18 protein-coding genes are annotated in these 17,512 nt (G+C 44.0%); 17 read left to right on the forward strand and 1 reads right to left on the reverse strand.

Going from position 1 to position 17,512, the window contains the following annotated elements; genetic code table 11:
- The coding region (locus ACED20_RS00005; RefSeq protein WP_378103218.1) for a hypothetical protein at positions 1-198 on the forward strand (198 nt) is incomplete at its 5' end.
- Positions 199-226: 28 nt separating this feature from the next.
- On the opposite strand, the gene ACED20_RS00010 is transcribed toward ACED20_RS00005, so the two are convergent.
- Entirely contained in the window at positions 227-1,144 is a 918-nt protein-coding gene (locus ACED20_RS00010; protein ID WP_294291348.1) for a universal stress protein, read from the reverse strand.
- Positions 1,145-1,653: 509 nt separating this feature from the next.
- Here ACED20_RS00010 and ACED20_RS00015 point away from each other — a divergent pair.
- The 16 genes from ACED20_RS00015 (at position 1,654) to ACED20_RS00090 (ending at position 17,239) form a co-directional block, all read left to right on the forward strand.
- Positions 1,654-2,121, forward strand: coding sequence for a (2Fe-2S)-binding protein (locus ACED20_RS00015; RefSeq protein ID WP_294229576.1), 468 nt, complete (start codon positions 1,654-1,656; stop codon positions 2,119-2,121).
- A 16-nt stretch (positions 2,122-2,137) separates the two neighbouring features.
- Entirely contained in the window at positions 2,138-2,770 is a 633-nt protein-coding gene (locus tag ACED20_RS00020) for a hypothetical protein (protein ID WP_378103219.1), read from the forward strand.
- Positions 2,771-2,779: 9 nt separating this feature from the next.
- A complete protein-coding gene (locus ACED20_RS00025; protein WP_294236765.1) occupies positions 2,780-4,927 on the forward strand; it encodes a molybdopterin cofactor-binding domain-containing protein in 2,148 nt (715 codons plus the stop codon).
- Positions 4,928-5,142: 215 nt separating this feature from the next.
- Positions 5,143-6,267, forward strand: coding sequence for an XdhC family protein (locus ACED20_RS00030; RefSeq protein WP_294236768.1), 1,125 nt, complete (start codon positions 5,143-5,145; stop codon positions 6,265-6,267).
- Between the two features lie 3 nt (positions 6,268-6,270).
- Positions 6,271-7,251, forward strand: a complete 981-nt coding sequence (gene moaA, locus ACED20_RS00035; protein WP_294236771.1) for a GTP 3',8-cyclase MoaA — start codon at positions 6,271-6,273, stop codon at positions 7,249-7,251.
- The gene (locus ACED20_RS00040; protein WP_378103220.1) at positions 7,251-7,835 is read left to right on the forward strand and encodes an NTP transferase domain-containing protein; all 585 of its coding nucleotides are present in this window, start codon (positions 7,251-7,253) and stop codon (positions 7,833-7,835) included. Before moaA ends, ACED20_RS00040 begins: the two co-directional genes overlap by 1 nt.
- Positions 7,832-9,010, forward strand: a complete 1,179-nt coding sequence (glp, locus tag ACED20_RS00045) for a gephyrin-like molybdotransferase Glp (RefSeq protein WP_378103221.1) — start codon at positions 7,832-7,834, stop codon at positions 9,008-9,010. The genes ACED20_RS00040 and glp overlap by 4 nt, the downstream gene beginning before the upstream one ends.
- Before the next feature lie 21 nt (positions 9,011-9,031).
- The gene (locus ACED20_RS00050; protein ID WP_378103222.1) at positions 9,032-9,766 is read left to right on the forward strand and encodes a sulfite exporter TauE/SafE family protein; all 735 of its coding nucleotides are present in this window, start codon (positions 9,032-9,034) and stop codon (positions 9,764-9,766) included.
- Positions 9,767-9,768: 2 nt separating this feature from the next.
- A complete protein-coding gene (locus ACED20_RS00055) occupies positions 9,769-10,263 on the forward strand; it encodes a molybdopterin-binding protein (protein WP_294229558.1) in 495 nt (164 codons plus the stop codon).
- Between the two features lies 1 nt (position 10,264).
- A complete protein-coding gene (locus ACED20_RS00060) occupies positions 10,265-10,492 on the forward strand; it encodes a MoaD/ThiS family protein (RefSeq protein ID WP_294236784.1) in 228 nt (75 codons plus the stop codon).
- A 1-nt stretch (position 10,493) separates the two neighbouring features.
- Positions 10,494-11,612 carry a ThiF family adenylyltransferase gene (locus ACED20_RS00065; RefSeq protein ID WP_378103223.1) on the forward strand — a complete coding sequence of 373 codons (1,119 nt, stop codon included), beginning with the start codon at positions 10,494-10,496 and terminating at the stop codon, positions 11,610-11,612.
- Positions 11,596-12,036 (forward strand): molybdenum cofactor biosynthesis protein MoaE, encoded by a 441-nt coding sequence (locus ACED20_RS00070; RefSeq protein WP_294236790.1) that lies wholly within the window; start codon positions 11,596-11,598, stop codon positions 12,034-12,036. Before ACED20_RS00065 ends, ACED20_RS00070 begins: the two co-directional genes overlap by 17 nt.
- 233 nt (positions 12,037-12,269) lie before the next feature.
- Positions 12,270-13,181, forward strand: coding sequence for a bifunctional molybdenum cofactor biosynthesis protein MoaC/MoaB (gene moaCB / locus ACED20_RS00075; protein WP_378103224.1), 912 nt, complete (start codon positions 12,270-12,272; stop codon positions 13,179-13,181).
- A gap of 292 nt (positions 13,182-13,473) precedes the next feature.
- Positions 13,474-13,953 carry a (2Fe-2S)-binding protein gene (locus ACED20_RS00080; RefSeq protein ID WP_294201909.1) on the forward strand — a complete coding sequence of 160 codons (480 nt, stop codon included), beginning with the start codon at positions 13,474-13,476 and terminating at the stop codon, positions 13,951-13,953.
- Positions 13,950-14,969 carry a xanthine dehydrogenase family protein subunit M gene (locus ACED20_RS00085; protein WP_294317070.1) on the forward strand — a complete coding sequence of 340 codons (1,020 nt, stop codon included), beginning with the start codon at positions 13,950-13,952 and terminating at the stop codon, positions 14,967-14,969. Before ACED20_RS00080 ends, ACED20_RS00085 begins: the two co-directional genes overlap by 4 nt.
- Positions 14,970-14,998: 29 nt before the next feature.
- On the forward strand, positions 14,999-17,239 hold the full coding sequence (locus ACED20_RS00090) for a xanthine dehydrogenase family protein molybdopterin-binding subunit (RefSeq protein ID WP_294317067.1): 2,241 nt from the start codon (positions 14,999-15,001) through the stop codon (positions 17,237-17,239).
- The last annotated feature ends 273 nt before the right edge of the window (positions 17,240-17,512 follow it).

The following is a 17,512-nucleotide window of genomic DNA, read 5'->3' on the forward strand; positions in this document are numbered from 1 at the left end:
TTTTTCAAAATAAATAACTCAAACAGCTTCTTAGAAATGAAGGATGTCTCTGTTGTTGAATCATGTACATTTGCACATGATATGAAGAAGATGATGTTTTTGGAAGATCATATGCTGTTGTTTGTAATGGAAGGAACTTATAGGATTACAATTGGCAATGATGAATTTGATGTTAATAAATTTCTTTTGGTCACCTAATTTAATGATGCCTGGTTTTTACAGAAGATTATCCCGGGAATGGCAGGGTAATATCGTAACCCGTGTCTTCTTCAGGATCTTTCTTTATATTGTTTTGATTGGAATCTTTAAAGAACAATAGAGGAACAGAAGTTCGGTTGATGATCCGCTTAAGGAAATTTTCTGAGAAAAATGATTTCCAGTTTTCTTCATCCTGATAATTCAGTATAATCAGATCGAATTCGGAATCGTTGGAAACCTTTGAAATCTCCAGGGCTTTATCGTTGCTTACGATAAAGGAAGAATCGTATTCGATATGGCTCCTTCTCAATTCTTTCCTGAGACCGATATAAGCTCTCCGGATGTCTGTAAACTGCTGTTCGGGTGAAATCCCCAGAAGGCTTATGGTTCCTTTGTTTTTTTCAGCAATCAGCTTGGAGAGGTCGAACTTTTCGTGCAGCTTGTCAAGCACCCTTACCGGAACAAGGATCTTTTTGAAATTCAGCTGGTGCGAGTCCTCCGGAACCAGCAGTACCGAACAGTTGGCAGCCGTAAGAATCTGATAGGAAGAAGATCCCAGAATCAGTTCTTTAATTCCCTGCCTTCCGGATGCTCCGGTAATAACGAGGTCTGCGGATTCTTCATCTATCGTTTTATTGAGGCTGTAAATGAGTGTGTTGTTTCCGATTACCGTACTGCAGTTTGTGAAATTATACTGTTGCCGCAGATGATCCTTAATAAGATTCAGGCGGTGTTCTATCTGTTTGAAATTCTCATCGATGCTTTCCTGACCCACCATTTGCCTGCCGGTCCTGTCGATAATATAAAAACTGCTGAAGTTATAAAAAAGGATGATCCGGGCATTATGGCGTTGGGCCATATGAACGGCTACTTTTACTGCCTGTTCGGATCTTGTAGTAAAATCCGTAGCGACCAGGATGGTTTTTATGCTGATAAAATCTTTCATAATAATCTGGGTGGTTAACCCAAGTTACAGATAATTTTAAAGAAAACAGGCATGAACTTATCGAGTGTGGTATTTTTTACCGGCAGTCGGCGTAGCTGATCTTACGATACAAGCAATTTATTTTATTAATAATAATTTGAATTTTAGTAATATTTGATTTGTTTTTAATCACTTAAAGGATTAGAAACCAATAGAATATAAAAGATAAATTTGAATTTAAGAAGTTAATTTAACATAATAGTAAAGTGCCATTTGATAATCAGTACCTTTAGCTGTACCCTTAACAAGAAAAAATTCCTGCATCCATCTTCCTGCATCCATCTCATTAGCCTCGTTAATACTTCCGGTTTATATTATTCCAATTAAAATATTTTATGGTTAATAATTTTTAAAAAATACCTATATTTAGATGAATAATATATCGTTGATTTGAAGGTTAAGCATCATGAAATTAATTATTACATCAAACACCTTTTATTAACCAGATAAATTACAAATAAAATACTGATATGATATCATTGAATATTAACGGAAAAACCCATACCCTGGATGTCAGCGAAGATATGCCAATCCTGTGGGTAATCAGGGACATCATAGGCCTTACCGGAACCAAGTTCGGATGCGGTGTCGCCCAATGTGGTGCCTGCATGGTGCATCTGGACGGGGAGGCGGTAAGATCCTGCATTACCAAAGTAAAAAGAGCCGTCGGAAAGAAAATAGTAACCATTGAAGGCTTATCACAGCACAATGACCATCCCGTTCAGAAAGCCTGGCAGGAAATCGATGTACCACAGTGCGGCTATTGCCATTCCGGTCAGATTATGGCGGCAGCGGTGCTTTTAAGGGAAAATCCTTCGCCGACGGATGAGGATATCGATCTGGCCATGGCCGGGAACTTATGCCGTTGCGGTACCTATTCCCGTGTAAGGAAAGCCATAAAGATCGCTGCAGAGTTACAGAAAAAAGGAACGGTTTAATTTGAAACGAAAGATTATGATAACATTTTTCAAAAATATAAAATTAAGGCCCGCGCATCTATTCCAGGGATTCTTTGTAGTAGCCATTTCAGCCAGTGCCTTCGGGATGGTAAACCGAAATATAAGCAAGACCTATTCTCCAATTTCTGTGGTGAAAAAAGACAGCATCGCCTCAGTGAAAGCATTCGGCGAGGTATATAAAGTTCTGATGAGCCCGAGATGCCTCAACTGCCATCCGGCCGGTGATATTCCGTTACAGGGCGACGACAGCCATGTTCACCAGATGTATCCCCAGCGCGGGCCGAACGGCAAGGGACTGTATGCCATGAAATGTGCCAACTGCCACCAAGACGAAAATACGCCGGGGCTTCATATGCCGCCCGGAAACCCGAAATGGCACCTTCCGCCAGCCAATATGAAAATGGTCTTCGAAGGCAAAACAGCTCATGAGCTGGCCAAACAGCTGCTTAATAAAAAAGAAAACGGAAACAAAAACATGGAAGATCTCATCAAGCATGCTGACGACGGTCTGGTACTGGCAGGTTTTAATCCGGCAGACGGACTGAAGAAACCGCCTTTGACCCATGCGGAATTTAAAAAAGCCTGGATCACATGGTTAACCACCGGAGCGTATGCTCCCGCTAAATAAAACAGGAATATGGCTAAAGAAACAGATTTTTCAAGAAGAAAATTCCTGCAGCTGGCAGGATTAGGCGGAGCGGCTTTGTGTCTGGGGATATTTCCGGGTATTTCAAAAGCATCGGTTATTACGGAAGGAGCAGCTCTGGCGGAAAACGTCGAAATGAATGCGTGGATCATGATCAATACTGCAGGTAAAATTACGCTGGTCGATCACCGGGCGGAAATGGGGCAGGGCTCTTATCATTCCGTGCCGCAGATCATTGCAGAAGAGCTGGAAGTGGATCTCGGGCAGATCGAAGTTATTTTCGCACAGGGAAGCACGAAGTATGGAAGCCAGATTACCGGGGGAAGTTCTACGATCAGGACTTCCTATAAAAACCTTTTAAAACTTAGTGCCACAGCACGCGAAATGCTGCGCCAGACAGCATCCAGGCGTTGGAATGTTCCGCTGGCGGAATGTGTGGCCCGCAGTGGTAACATTATTCATCAGAAAACTTCCCGTAAATTCCACTACGGTGAGCTGGTAGCGGAAGCATCCAAACTTACGCCTCCTGAAAAAGTAGACCTGAAGCCACGCTCGGAATATAAGATCATCGGAAAACCCATCAAAAGAATCGATACCCCATTAAAGACAAACGGTGCTGCCGTATTCGGACTGGATAAAAGACTTCCGGGAATGCTCTTCGCTTCTGTAGAACGGAATCCCAGGCTGAGGGGAAAGGTGGCGAGTTTCGACGATTCTCAGGCGCGGAAAGTAAAAGGTGTAAAAGATGTCATTAAAATCACAATGAAAGTATGGGATACCGACCGTGAAGGCGTTGCCGTAATTGCAGACAACAGCTGGGCAGCCTTAGAGGGTCGGAAAGCTCTTCAAGTCGTCTGGGATGATAGCGGTTTTGAGCATGTAAACACCCCGGATATTTATAAAAAACATCAGGAGTTGCTTCTTACGGAAGAAGGATTAACCGCTAAAGAACAGGGAACTGTTAGTACGACGGCAAGTGGTAACCGGAAGAAAATTGAAGCGGTTTACATGACGCCTTACCAGTCGCATGTAGCTCTTGAGCCGATCAACTGTATCGCATATTATCAAAAAGACAAAATTGAAATCTGGGGACCTATCCAGGCACCCGACTGGATTCAGAAAGATGTGGCCAAAGCATTTGAGATGGATCCTAAAAATGTAACCGTCAACATGACGTTTCTGGGCGGCGGATTCGGAAGGAAGGCATTTACCGATTATCCCAATGAAGCGGTAGCCATCTCCAAAAGGATCAACGCTCCGGTACAGGTGGTCTGGTCACGGGAAGACGATGCGACACAGGGACCTTTCAGGCCGGGTGTTTCTTATCGCGGAGAAGGAATTATCGAAAACGGAAAAATTACCGATCTTAAGTTCAGGATGGTGGGGCAGAATATCAACCACTGGCAGAGCGGTAAAAAAGGAACTGCCAATCCGAGTACAACGGAAGGCTTTATGGAACCGTATTTTAAGACCATCAAAAACATTAAATTTTCAGACATTCCTTTTGAGACGCCTGTTCCCGTATTGTGGTGGAGGTCTGTTTATGCTTCTACCAACGGATTTGCCTATGAAAGTTTTATGGATGAAATGGCCCGCAGCATGGGCATGGATTCCCTGGAATTCAGAAGAAAATATATGGATGATGAAAGGACTCATGTGCTTATTGACAAGCTGGCAGAACTCAGCCAATGGAAAATCGGTTCGGAACATTCAGGATACGGAGTGGCCATCACCGAATGTTTCAAAAGCACGGTCGGACAGGTCGTAAAAGTATCCAAACGCAAAGGCGGAGGAATCAAAATTGATAAGGTCTGGGCAGTAATCGACTGCGGGTGGTACGTCAATCCTGATATCATCGAAGCGCAGGTAGAAGGATCCATCGTCATGGCGTTGGGGGCTACCATGCATGAACAGACCTTTACCGACGGAAAGGCGGATTTTGCAAACTACAATACGTATCCGTTGCCAAGAATTTACGATATCCCGCCGGTTGAAATACATATCATGGAAAATAAGGAAGATGCGGGAGGAGTAGGAGAACCGGGACTTCCGCCATTTGCCCCGGCGCTGGCTAATGCCATCTTCGACCTTACCGGAAAACGCATCAGAACCCTGCCGTTTGATCTGGCGAAACTGTAAAATATGTAAAGGTTGGATACAAGGGTGAATCTTTAAGCTTACATAAAAGCCGGTAAGGATCAGCGGAATGCTGATTTAGCGTGGTACATATTAAATTTTTCTGATTTAAATTTTACGCTTTTTTCAGAGAATATGAATGATTAGCTTAATTTTTGATACTTTGAGATAATCCGGAAAAATGGAGAAAAAATAAACAGGATAATGCCGGATGAGGTATGAAGGAAATCAATGATATCATAAAAGCTTACCGAAAAGCGAAAGCCGCAGGTAAGAAAACGGCTTTAGCGACAGTCGTGAAGGTGGAAGGTTCCTCATACAGGCAACCAGGAGCCCGGATGCTCATCACCGAAGACGGGGAGCTTACCGGGGCCATCAGCGGAGGGTGCCTGGAAGGAGATGCCCTGAAAAAAGCGCTGCTTGCCATTCATCAGGAGCAGAATAAGCTGATTACTTATGATACCAGCAATGATGAAGATTCGGATTTCGGCGTACAGTTAGGCTGCAACGGGATTGTGCATATTTTATTCGAATATATCAATTACGATCAGGGCCACCCGGTAGATCTTTTGATAAAAGCGGCGGAAGAACGCCGGGATTCAGTACTTACCTGTATTTTCTCATTAGAAAGAGGAACCCCTCAGATCGGCACGGTTCTTTTTTACAGTCAGTATGCCGCCTTTCCGGAAAGCCATCATTTTGACCACTTAATTCAGGATGTAGAAAAAGTTTTGGAAAATCGGCTGTCTGCTGTTAAAAGCATTGTTCATGATAATATTCCCTTTGAGGCGTTAATCGAATATCTTCCGCCTGCCGTATCCCTGGTGATTGCAGGGGCCGGAAATGATGTGAAGCCATTGGTTGAAATCGCATCTGTCATGGGCTGGGAAATGACGGTGGCAGAAGGCCGGGTAAGCCACGCCACGGAAAAAAGATTTCCTTTAGCGAAAACGGTAAAAGTGGTCAGTGCCGAAGATTTTTTAAACGAAATCGTTGTGGACGAACATACCTTTGTGGTATTAATGACACACAATTACCGGTACGACCTTACAGTCTTAAAAAATATGCTGAACCGTAACAACCGCTACATCGGTATCCTTGGACCGAAATCAAAGCTCAACCGAATGCTCAGTGATCTTACAGAAGAAAGTGTTGAGGTTTCTGAAGAACAGATGCAGAGGATCTACGGTCCTGTCGGACTCGATATCGGAGCGGAAACTTCAGAAGAGATTGCCCTTTCCATCGTTGCTGAAATAAAAGCGGTGCTCGAAAATAAACAAGGAAACTCATTACGGTATAAAAAAAATAAAATTCACCAAGCCATCAATGGTGATGCCCAATAAAATATGATAACGGACACCTTCGGACGCATACACGACTATCTCAGGATTTCTCTCACCGACAACTGCAATCTTCGGTGCTTCTACTGCATGCCCGATGAGAAGTATGCCTTTGCTCCTGCGGCAAAGCTGATGCAGCCCGGTGAAATCGAAGCAATTGCCAAGATTTTTGTGGCTGCAGGAGTTAAAAAAATCCGCCTGACCGGTGGAGAGCCGTTGGTACGGAAGGATGCACCACTGATTCTGGAAAAATTAGGGAAACTGGGCATCGAACTTGCCATTACCACCAATGGGATACGGGTGAAAGAATTACTGCCGCAGCTTTTGGCAGCGAATGTCAGCACCGTAAATATCAGCCTGGATACTTTGGACGCCGCTAAATTTCAGAAGATTACAAGACGGGATCTTTTTAATAAAGTAAAGGACAGTATTGCGGTTGTACTGGAAAATAATTTCCGGGTGAAAATCAATGTGGTTCTGATGAAAGACCTCAACGACGATGAAATCAACGATTTTGTTGAAATGACCAGACATCATAATGTAGAAGTACGGTTTATTGAATTTATGCCGTTCAGCGGTAACCGTTGGACGAGCAACCAGGTCGTGACGCTGGAGGAAATTCTTCGTGAAATACAAACCAGGTACGATCTTATCACATTACCCCATGAAGCACACGATACGGCCAAAAGATTTAAAATTCCGGGATTTACCGGCAATTTTGCGGTGATCAGTACGATGAGTGCACCTTTTTGTTCATCCTGCAACAGGATCCGGTTAACGGCAGACGGCAAGCTTAAAAACTGCCTGTTTTCCAAAGGGGAAACCGATCTCCTGACAGCTTTACGAAACGGAGAAAATATTATTCCTTTAATTGAAACCACCATTCTGTCCAAAGCAAAAGCCTTAGGCGGACAGTTTGAGGGAATATTTCAGAACATTGATGCTGCCAAAATCGAAAACCGCAGTATGATAACCATCGGAGGATAATGGAAAATACAACAGCAGTCATCATTCTCGCAGCAGGAAGCTCATCCAGATTGGGCGAACCCAAACAATTATTGAATTATAAAGGCAAAACCCTGTTAAGGCATACCGCAGACGAAGCATTACTCATCACTGAAAAAGTAGTAGTGGTAACAGGAGAAGAAAATCCGCAGATTGCGGAACAGATCACCGGTCTTCATCAAGTTAGAAATGAAAACTGGTCAGAAGGCATGGCGTCTTCCCTCAAAGTAGGCTTAAAGAAAACTTTACAACGTTTTCAGGAAACGGAACAGCTTATTTTTACTGTCTGTGATCAGCCTTTTATCACCTCTTCTGTTTTTAAAGCTTTAATTGAGAAAAAAAATACTTCACCGAAAGGAATTATAGCATCGGCTTATGCAGAAACGTTAGGCGTTCCGGTGCTTTTCAGTAGTTCGTATATACAGGAATTATTAACCCTGAAAGGCCAGGAAGGAGCCCGGAAGCTGATTCTGCACTACCTAGATGATACGGATTCCATACCTTTTGAGCAGGGCCGGTGGGATATTGATACCCCGGAAGACTATAAAAAATTAATCAACTCATGATTTCAGTTACAGAAGCAAAAAATATCATTCTTAATAATCTACCGGAACGGACAACAAGAGTATTGCCACTTTATCAAGCAGCGGGCTTGGTTACTTCTGCCGAGGTAATTGCCGGTACGGATATTCCCGGTTTTCCGCAATCCTCCATGGACGGTTATGCTTTAAAATTTGAAGATAAAGACGTGCCATTGGAGATCAGTGGCGTCATGGCGGCGGGAACTACAACAGCATTACACATAAAAAATCGCCAGGCTTCCAGGATTTTTACCGGAGCACCGTTGCCGGAAGGTGCCGATACTGTAGTGATGCAGGAAAAAATAACGGTAGAAAACCATCAGCTGATCATTAACGATGAAAACCTTAGCCTGGGACTCAACGTGCGTCCGAAAGGATCGGAAGTGAAGCAGGGCGCAGTTGCCATGACTGCAGGAACGGTATTAAGTCCGGCAGCCATCGGATTTCTGGCCGGAATAGGGAAGGATCAGGTTGAGGTGTATCGTCCACCGGTAGTCGCGATCATCTTAACAGGAAACGAACTTCAGAATCCGGGGAACGGACTGGCTTTCGGACAGGTTTATGAAGCAAATTCCTATCAGCTTAGAGCGGCACTGGAAAAAACGGGGGTTAAAGAAATTCATATTTTCAGGGCTGAAGATGATCCCGAAATGCTACAGCAGATTCTGGAACAGGCTTTGGCAATAAGTGATATGGTTCTGCTTAACGGAGGCGTGAGCGTCGGCGATTACGATTTCGTAACCCGTGCTGCAGAACAATGCGGAATCGAAGAAAAATTCCATAAAATAAAACAGAAACCCGGAAAACCCTTGTTCTTCGGAATCAAAGGAGAAAAGCTTGTGTTCGGACTGCCGGGAAATCCCTCTTCGTCACTGACCTGTTTTTACGAATATGTTCTGCCGGCCGTTGAGCAGCTTTCAGGATTAAAAAATTCAATACAGCAACTCCGTGCAGTGGCAACCCATGATTACACAAAACCTACCGGACTGACGCATTTTCTCAAGGCTTTTTATGAAGAAGGCAAAGTAACGCCGCTTCACGCCCAGGAATCGTACAGGCTGCATTCTTTCGCCCATGCCAATTGTTTTCTGGTACTGCCTGAAGAATCAACAGGATGTAAGAAAGATGATTCCGTAGAAATCCATTTGTTGCCCGTATAATTTACATTTAAAAAAGAATTAATGAGTATAGAACTGTTTTATGCAATCCTTTTTATCGTCGCATTTTTCTACGCAGCGGTCGGCCACGGCGGAGCAAGCGGTTATCTCGCGCTCATGGCGCTGTATGGGGTGGCCCCCGAAGAAATGAAACCCACGGCTCTGGTCCTGAACCTGTTTGTATCACTTACGTCGTTCATCCAATATTACCGGGGCGGATATTTTTCGAAAAAATTGTTTATACCCATTGCCGCTGCTTCCATACCGCTTGCTTTTATCGGCGGAATGATGACGGTGGAAGAAAATATTTATAAACGTATTCTGGGCGTTCTTCTGCTGTTCCCGGTCATCCGGTTTTTCTTTTTCAGGAATACGGAGGATCATGAACTGAAGGATCAGAATATTGCAGTAGCAGTAGTTATCGGAGGTATTGTCGGGTTATTATCCGGGATGATCGGTATTGGGGGCGGCATCATTCTTTCCCCGATTTTACTGTTGCTTAAATGGACCAACCAGAAACAGACGGCAGCCATCAGCGCGGCATTTATATTCGTGAACTCGCTTTCCGGACTGGGTGGAATGCTCACACAGGGGATCAAATTTACCGACAATATGGTGATGTATGTGATCGTTGCCTTTACAGGAGGACTTTTAGGTGCTTACCTGGGATCGAAAAAATTCAATCAGAATGTCTTAAAATATGTGCTGGCAACCGTTTTACTGATGGCCTCTTATAAACTCTTATTTACAAAAGCTTAAACATGAAATATTTCGCAACTATATTCGTGTTTTTCACCGTATTCCTGCAGGCACAGAAAAGCTCTGTTAGAATTAAAGGGGCGATCAGCAATCCGGTAACCGTTACCTACGAAGATCTTAAAAAATATACGGAGCATGAAGTAAAAAGCATCGATATCCTGAACCATAAAATGGAATTTAAGAAAAACCTTAAAAATCTGAAAGGCGTTTTGCTAAAGGATGTTTTAAGTCAGGTGACCTTCAATTCCCCTTCACCAAAGGAGCTCAGCACTTTCTATATGGTGTGTACGGCAGATGACGGTTACAAAGTGGTCTATTCCTGGAACGAGGTCTTCAACACGGAAGCCGGTGATCGCACTATGCTGGTAACAGGCGAGAACGGAATCCCGACTTCCGGTACAAAAGACGGGATTACTTTAATTACACCGGGAGACCGCGCTACAGGAAGAAGGTATGTTAAAAATATTTCCGAAATTACTATAAAAAAAGTGGATTGATATGGAAGTAAAAGTAATATCCTTCGGGAAGATCGCCGAGATTACAGGGAAAGAGTTTTCTGTCTCCGCATCCGATACCGAAGCATTAAAAAAACAGCTGTCTGGGCTTTTTCCGCAGCTTGCTGATATGAAATATGCCGTTGCAGTCAATAAAAAAATAACTGAAGAAAATACGGTACTTAACAATAGTGATACGGTGGCCCTGATGCCGCCTTATTCCGGAGGATAATATGGAGCAGCCGAACGACAGGTATTCCCGGCATTTCAGCCTTTCGGGGTTCGGAAAAGCGGGACAGGAAAAACTTTTGAAGGCAAAGGTCCTCGTGATCGGTGCCGGCGGATTGGGCTGCCCTGTTCTGCAGTATCTTGCAGCTGCAGGTGTAGGAGCCATCGGGATTGCGGATCATGACAGGATTTCGCTGAGCAACCTGCAAAGACAGACCCTCTATACAACAGCCGAAACAGGAAAACCGAAAGCGATAACGGCAGCAGCAAAACTTGCCGCTTTAAATCCCGAAATTACCATTACGGAGTATACCCAAGAAGTTACCACCTCAAATGTCTGGCATCTGATTTCAGGATATGACCTGGTGGTGGATGCTACGGATAATTTTGCCACGAGATATCTGATCGGTGATGCCTGCTATCTCTTGCAAAAGACTTTGGTTTTCGGAGCGGTCTCTCAGTATGAAGGACAGGTGGCGGTGTTCGGACTTAATGACCGGGGACAGTACATCAGTTACCGCGATCTCTTTCCTGAACCTCCGTCTCCCGGTGAAGTCCAGGACTGTAATGTCGCGGGCGTATTGGGTGTACTTCCTGGGATGATCGGGATGATGCAGGCCAATGAAGTCATCAAGCTGATTACCGGAATTGGCGAAAGTTTAACTGGTCGTCTCCTGATGTTCAGCATGCTCACGTATGAAACAATGATTCTTGAACTGTCCAAAACTAAAGATTCCGAAAAGCTGATGCCGAAAAACAGGGAAGAACTTGAAAAAACAGATTACCAATGGCTTTGCGGATGGTCTCATCCTGAAATCCAGGCTTTAGATCCTGAAGATTTTTTAAACAAAATAAAGAATGGTAAAATTACTGCCATCGATGTAAGGGAAAAAGAGGAGCTCCCTGTAGCTGCTTTTACCCATCTCCATATTCCTTTATCGCGGCTGGAAGAATCCATTACCGAAATCCCGGAAACGGAAATAGCCTTTTTCTGTCAGGGCGGAAATCGGAGCCTTAAAGCTGCGGAAATTTTTATTCGCCTTAGAAAGGCATCATCGAAACCCAGTCATCTTAAAGGCGGAATACTGGCTTTAATACAGAAAAAAAATGAACAGAGAGATTAAAAACATATTTAGACAAGGAGCTATTGACCCATTATTCATTTCTGAAAGCATAGCAAAACACTCCGCGAAAAAAGAGATCGGTGCGCACAGCATTTTTCTGGGCCAGATCCGGGAAGATGTGGTCGGCGGAAAACCCGTAGCAGCGATTGAATATACAGCCTATGAAGAAATGGCACTGGAAAAGATGCACCAGATACGTGAGGAGATTTTTACCAAATATAATCTTACCTGCATGCATATCTACCACAGCCTGGGTATGATACGGACAGGAGAGATTTGCCTGTTCGTATTCACATCGTCAAAGCACAGAGTCGCTGCCATGGAAAGCTGCAATGAACTCGTGGAGCGCATCAAAAAAGAGCTTCCGATCTGGGGCCGGGAAATTTTCGGAGACAATTCCCATCAATGGAAAATCAATCGATAAATAGTTGAATGAATTCAGATCAGTTTGATAAAAAGTATTATGAATGTCAATAGGGATGGGCTTTAGCCCGTCTTTAAAAAAGAATAAATCCCTGTGGCTTATTATAGAGTCAACATTAAAACAGGATCAGATTACCAAACAACATCAATTGCAAATGATTGCATGAAGAATTAATCTCCGACATTTACGGATTAGCCTCTGAACTTTGAACCAAAAACTTTTAAACTTCTAAAATGGTCAACATTACCCATAAATCATCAACATTAAGAAAGGCGATGGCTACTGCCACCGTAAAAACCTCATCCGAAGCCACCATCCAAGCCATCCGGCAGCGGAAGGTTCCGAAAGGGGATATATTTGAATTTTCCAGGGCCGCCGCATTATTTGCCGTAAAGAAAACAAGTGACGTCATCCCCGACTGCCATCCGCTGCCGGTAGAATATACGGCCATTACTTATCAGATTGAGGATTTGTCGGTTATCATTTCGGTAGAAGTCCATACGATTTATAAAACCGGGGTGGAGGTGGAAGCCATGCACGGCGCATCGGTAGCCGCACTCGTGATGTATGACATGCTGAAGCCGATCGATAAAAATGTGGAAATCCATAACATCAGGCTGCTGGAAAAAAAAGGGGGTAAATCCGGTAATAAAAAATACAGTACCGAAACTTTGAAAGCGGCTGTGGTGGTCTGTTCAGACAGTATTTACAATGGAGAGAATGAGGATACTTCGGGAAAAATAATTGTTCAGAAACTACAGGAACTTGAATTGGGTAATATTGATTATCTTGTGGTTCCGGATGAGGTAAAAGAAATTCAGCAGGCACTTTCCACTTATAAAAATGATGGGATCAATCTGGTGATTTTCACCGGTGGGACCGGCATTTCACCACGGGACATTACTCCTGATGCTTTATTGCCTATGATCGACAGGCCAATGCCCGGGATCATGGAAACGGCGAGGGCCTACGGGCAGGAACGTATCAAAACGTCCATGCTTTCCAGAGGAATTGCAGGTTTCAGCGGAGATACTTTCGTCCTTACATTCCCCGGCTCCGAGAAAGGCGCCACCGAATATATGCAATCTCTATTTCCGCAGGTGCTCCACGTTTTTGAAGTGAAAAAGGGAAAACGCCATGAGTGATAGTGTTATTGTTGATACTGCTGAACCATTTGATTTCACCCGGAAAAATCTGCATAATCTGCGCCAGATTGTTTTAAATTAAATTTAGATACATTCTTAATAACCGGAATGCATATTTTTAAATAAGCTAAAATCCCTCTGTCACAGCCGTAACCGTAAGGCATATGAAAAGATTTTAAGTGTAACGGAACACTGCGTTATAAGCTGTCCGTTTTTACATACCTCACTTTACCGTAATCCCCGATTACGGTTCTTTTTTTGCATACCCAATACAACATCAAAACTCAACATTATGCTTGATCAGAATAATCAGTCGGTTGCCTTAACGGTAAACGGACACCTGCACCGGCTTGAGCTCAGGCCCTGGGTTTCTCTTCTGGATACCCTCAGACACACCCTCAATCTTACCGGAACCAAAAAAGGATGCGACCACGGACAATGCGGGGCGTGTACGGTATTGGTAGATGGCAAAAGAGTATTAAGCTGTCTTACTTTGGCGGTGATGAAAGATGGTTCTGAAATAACGACCATTGAAGGCATTGGCAGTCCGGACAATTTACACCCGGTACAGAAAGCATTTATAGAGCATGATGCTTTCCAGTGCGGTTATTGCACACCCGGGCAGATTTGCAGTGCAGTAGGTATGCTCGAAGAAGGCAAGGCCAAAACCAGGGAAGATGTGCAGGACCTGATGAGCGGAAACCTTTGCCGCTGCGGAGCTAACAGAGGGATTATCAATGCGATCATGTCGGTAAAAAACGAAACAGAATGAACAACTTTTCCTACACTAAAATAAAAGAACTTTCCGATGCATCGGTATTGCTGAAAGACCATAAGGGCAACAAAGCCATTGCCGGCGGTACCAATATCGTCGATCTGATGAAATATTTCGTTGTAGAAGCAAATACCCTGGTAGATCTCAACGGAATTTCAGGAATGGATGCACTTACGGAAACGGAGACGGGCAGTGTACTTCTTGGTGCTTTAATGACCAATGCTGCAACGGCCTATCATCCTGTGATCGAAGAAAAATACCCTTTGCTTTCCAGAACAATTTTGGCGGGTGCTTCCGGACAAATCCGGAATATGGCGACCAACGGTGGGAATTTACTGCAGAAAACAAGGTGTTATTATTTTTACGATCCACATGTGCCCTGCAACAAAAGAGAACCGGGCTCCGGATGTCCTGCTGTTAAAGGATATAACCGTATTCATGCGATTCTGGGACATTCTCAGGATTGTATTGCCGTATTTCCTTCCGATATGTGCGTGGCGTTGGCGGCATTGAACGCAACCGTGCATGTGAAGAGCGCAGAAGGAAAGCGACAGATCGACTTTGAAGACTTTCACCGGCTGCCGGGAAACAGTCCGGAAATCGATAATAATCTGAAAGAAGGAGAAATTATCACCGCTATCGAACTCCCCAATGAGGACTTCTCACAAAATTATTCCTATCTGAAACTAAGGGACAGAAGCTCCTATGCTTTTGCACTGGTCTCCGTAGCAACTGCATTCAAGATTGAAAATAATAGGATTACTGAAGCAAGGATTGCGTTAGGTGGCGTGGCACATAAGCCGTGGCGTTCGTATGAAGCTGAAGAGTATCTTAAAGGAAAATCGCCGGACAGGGAACATTTTGCCCAGGCAGCGGAGATTATTCTTGCAGATGCCAAAGGATTTAAACATAACCGTTTCAAAATTAAGCTTGCCAGAAAAGCCATCATCCGGAACTGTATGATGGCCCTGGAACCTGATTCTCAGAGGCCGGGCGCAAAACCATCCCTGTAGTTATTCCAACACCAAACCAGAAATCATTTATGAAAAATTTACCATCGATAGGACAGCCGCATAACCGCCTGGAAGGCGCTCTTAAAGTTACCGGCAGCGCAAAATATGCCGGCGATTACAATACGGACGGTCTTTTATACGGCTATGTGGTCAACAGCACCATAACCAAAGGGAAAATTAAAAACATCGACACTTCGGAAGTTAAAAAACTGGACGGGGTCATTGAAATATTAACGCATGAGAACAGACCCTCTACTGCCTGGTTCGATTTCCAGTATGCGGATATGGATGCTCCTCCGGGAACGGTTTTCAAACCACTGAAAGACAATATTATCCGCTATAATGGGCAGCCGATTGCCCTGATAATTGCCGAAACATTTGAAATGGCCAGATATGCGGCAGCTAAAATCACTGTTGAATATGAAACCGAAGGATTTAGTACAGAAATGGCTGCCAATCTTGAAAAAGCCCGCGATCCTAAAAAAGGGCTCGCTTCTCTGCTTAAACCGCCTCCGCCAAAACCGAAAGGCGATTTTGATAAAGCCTACAAAGAATCTTTTGCAAAAACAGACAGCCGGTTCAGTCATGGTACAGAACATCATAACCCGATGGAACTTTTTGCATCTACGGTGATTTACGAAGGCGAAGGCAAATTAAAAATTTACGATAAAACCCAGGGGACCATTAATTCCCAGATGTACGTAGCGAATGTTTTCGGGCTTAAAATGAAAAATGTACAGGTGATTTCGCCCTTTGTCGGCGGAGGGTTCGGATCCGGACTCCGGCCGCAGCACCAGCTGTTTATGGCGGTGATGGCTTCTCTGTATTTAAAAAGGAATATTAGGGTAACGCTGGACCGTGCGCAGATGTACATGATCGGTCACCGTCCGCCCACGATGCAGCATACCAAATTCGGAGCGGATGAAAATGGAAAGGTAAATGCCATATTTCACGAAGCAACCGGTGAAACCTCACAGTTTGAAGATTATGTGGAAATTGTGGTCAACTGGGCCAATATGCTGTATCCCGCAAAAAATACACTATTAAAACACAAAGTAATTCCATTGGACGTATACAGTCCTCTGGACATGCGTGCGCCTGGAGGAAGTACCGGAATGCATGCCATTGAAGTTACCATGGATGAAATTGCTTATCAGCTGAATATTGATCCTGTAGAGCTGAGGCTCATCAATTATTCGATGGTCGACCAAAGCAGCGAAAAGGAATATTCCAGCAAGGAACTGAAAGAATGTTATCTGCAGGGTGCAAAGCAGTTCGGCTGGGATCAGCGCAATCCGGTTCCGCGAAGCATGAAGCGTGGCAATAAGCTCATAGGGTATGGAATGGCCACCGGTATCTGGGATGCCAACCGTATTCTTGGCAGAGCTGAAGCCATCCTTACTGCAGATGGAAAGGTAGAGGTTAAAAGTGCCGTTACCGATATCGGAACGGGAACATTAACCGTAATGACGCAGATCGCGGCCGATCAGCTGGGATTGCCGGTGGAAGAAGTTACCTTTTCTTATGCTGACAGCAAAATGCCATTTGCTCCGATCCAGGGAGGATCTTTTACCACAGCGACGGTGGGTCCGGCTGTGAAGGCCGCCTGCGAAGCTTTAAATAAAAGACTGCTGAAAATAGCAAAATCGATGGAAAAATCGGTGTTTGCCGACACAAAACTGGAAGAGGTGGCATTCATGAACCGTTATATTATGCTTAAAAGTGATCCTGAAAAGAAAATCAGTTATGATGAAATTATGAAGCACAACGACGGAAAGGAAATCCGCACGAAAAATTCGGCCATGCCTAATCCCCTGACGTCCGGAAAAAAGGCGAGGGCCGTTCACAGTGCGGTCTTTGTAGAAGTGGAAGTGGATGAAGAACTGGGCGTGATCGAAGTGAAAAGAGCCTTAACGGCAGTAGCTGCCGGAAGGATTATCAACCCTAAAACGGCCGAAAGCCAGCTGCTGGGAGGGATGATCTGGGGAATCAGCAAAGCGCTCCACGAAGAGACGATTACCGATCATACACTTGGTAAATACATGAATGATGACCTGGCGGAATACCATATTCCTGTTCATGCGGATATTCATGATTTGCAGGTGTTATTTATCAAAGAAGAGGATAATTTCGTAAATGATCTAGGTATAAAAGGGGTCGGAGAAATAGGTGGGGTCGGCATGCCGCCGGCAATTACCAATGCAGTTTATCATGCCACCGGCAAAAGAATTTACGACCTGCCGATCCATTTTGATTACCTGCTGGAGTAATAATTTCGATAATCAACAGAAACGGGCTTCGGCCCTTTTTTATGTACGATATTTAAATTGAAAGAAACTTGTAGATTTTGTGCATTATACTGCTTTAATTTAACACATAGGTCACAGAAAAAGACTTTGATGCATTGCGTATGTCTTAGAAAAAAGATTAAAAATCAAAGATTTTTTTTAAGCTTTTGCGAACTTATCCGGAGTGTAATATTCAGCTTTACTAAACAGAATGTATGTCTTTTTAAATCTTTTGTGGTAAAATTTTTCCGATCA

Source organism: Chryseobacterium sp. sg2396, assembly GCF_042610505.1.
Classification (GTDB): Bacteria; Bacteroidota; Bacteroidia; order Flavobacteriales; family Weeksellaceae; genus Chryseobacterium.

Bases quoted from the DNA above. Each gene is read 5' to 3' on its own strand.
- ACED20_RS00010 (WP_294291348.1), bottom strand. From the start codon at position 1,144: ATGAAAGATTTTATCAGCATAAAAACCATCCTGGTCGCTACGGATTTT.
- ACED20_RS00015 (WP_294229576.1), top strand. From the start codon at position 1,654: ATGATATCATTGAATATTAACGGAAAAACCCATACCCTGGATGTCAGC.
- ACED20_RS00020 (WP_378103219.1), top strand. From the start codon at position 2,138: ATGATAACATTTTTCAAAAATATAAAATTAAGGCCCGCGCATCTATTC.
- ACED20_RS00025 (WP_294236765.1), top strand. From the start codon at position 2,780: ATGGCTAAAGAAACAGATTTTTCAAGAAGAAAATTCCTGCAGCTGGCA.
- ACED20_RS00030 (WP_294236768.1), top strand. From the start codon at position 5,143: ATGAAGGAAATCAATGATATCATAAAAGCTTACCGAAAAGCGAAAGCC.
- moaA (WP_294236771.1), top strand. From the start codon at position 6,271: ATGATAACGGACACCTTCGGACGCATACACGACTATCTCAGGATTTCT.
- ACED20_RS00040 (WP_378103220.1), top strand. From the start codon at position 7,251: ATGGAAAATACAACAGCAGTCATCATTCTCGCAGCAGGAAGCTCATCC.
- glp (WP_378103221.1), top strand. From the start codon at position 7,832: ATGATTTCAGTTACAGAAGCAAAAAATATCATTCTTAATAATCTACCG.
- ACED20_RS00050 (WP_378103222.1), top strand. From the start codon at position 9,032: ATGAGTATAGAACTGTTTTATGCAATCCTTTTTATCGTCGCATTTTTC.
- ACED20_RS00055 (WP_294229558.1), top strand. From the start codon at position 9,769: ATGAAATATTTCGCAACTATATTCGTGTTTTTCACCGTATTCCTGCAG.
- ACED20_RS00060 (WP_294236784.1), top strand. From the start codon at position 10,265: ATGGAAGTAAAAGTAATATCCTTCGGGAAGATCGCCGAGATTACAGGG.
- ACED20_RS00065 (WP_378103223.1), top strand. From the start codon at position 10,494: ATGGAGCAGCCGAACGACAGGTATTCCCGGCATTTCAGCCTTTCGGGG.
- ACED20_RS00070 (WP_294236790.1), top strand. From the start codon at position 11,596: ATGAACAGAGAGATTAAAAACATATTTAGACAAGGAGCTATTGACCCA.
- moaCB (WP_378103224.1), top strand. From the start codon at position 12,270: ATGGTCAACATTACCCATAAATCATCAACATTAAGAAAGGCGATGGCT.
- ACED20_RS00080 (WP_294201909.1), top strand. From the start codon at position 13,474: ATGCTTGATCAGAATAATCAGTCGGTTGCCTTAACGGTAAACGGACAC.
- ACED20_RS00085 (WP_294317070.1), top strand. From the start codon at position 13,950: ATGAACAACTTTTCCTACACTAAAATAAAAGAACTTTCCGATGCATCG.
- ACED20_RS00090 (WP_294317067.1), top strand. From the start codon at position 14,999: ATGAAAAATTTACCATCGATAGGACAGCCGCATAACCGCCTGGAAGGC.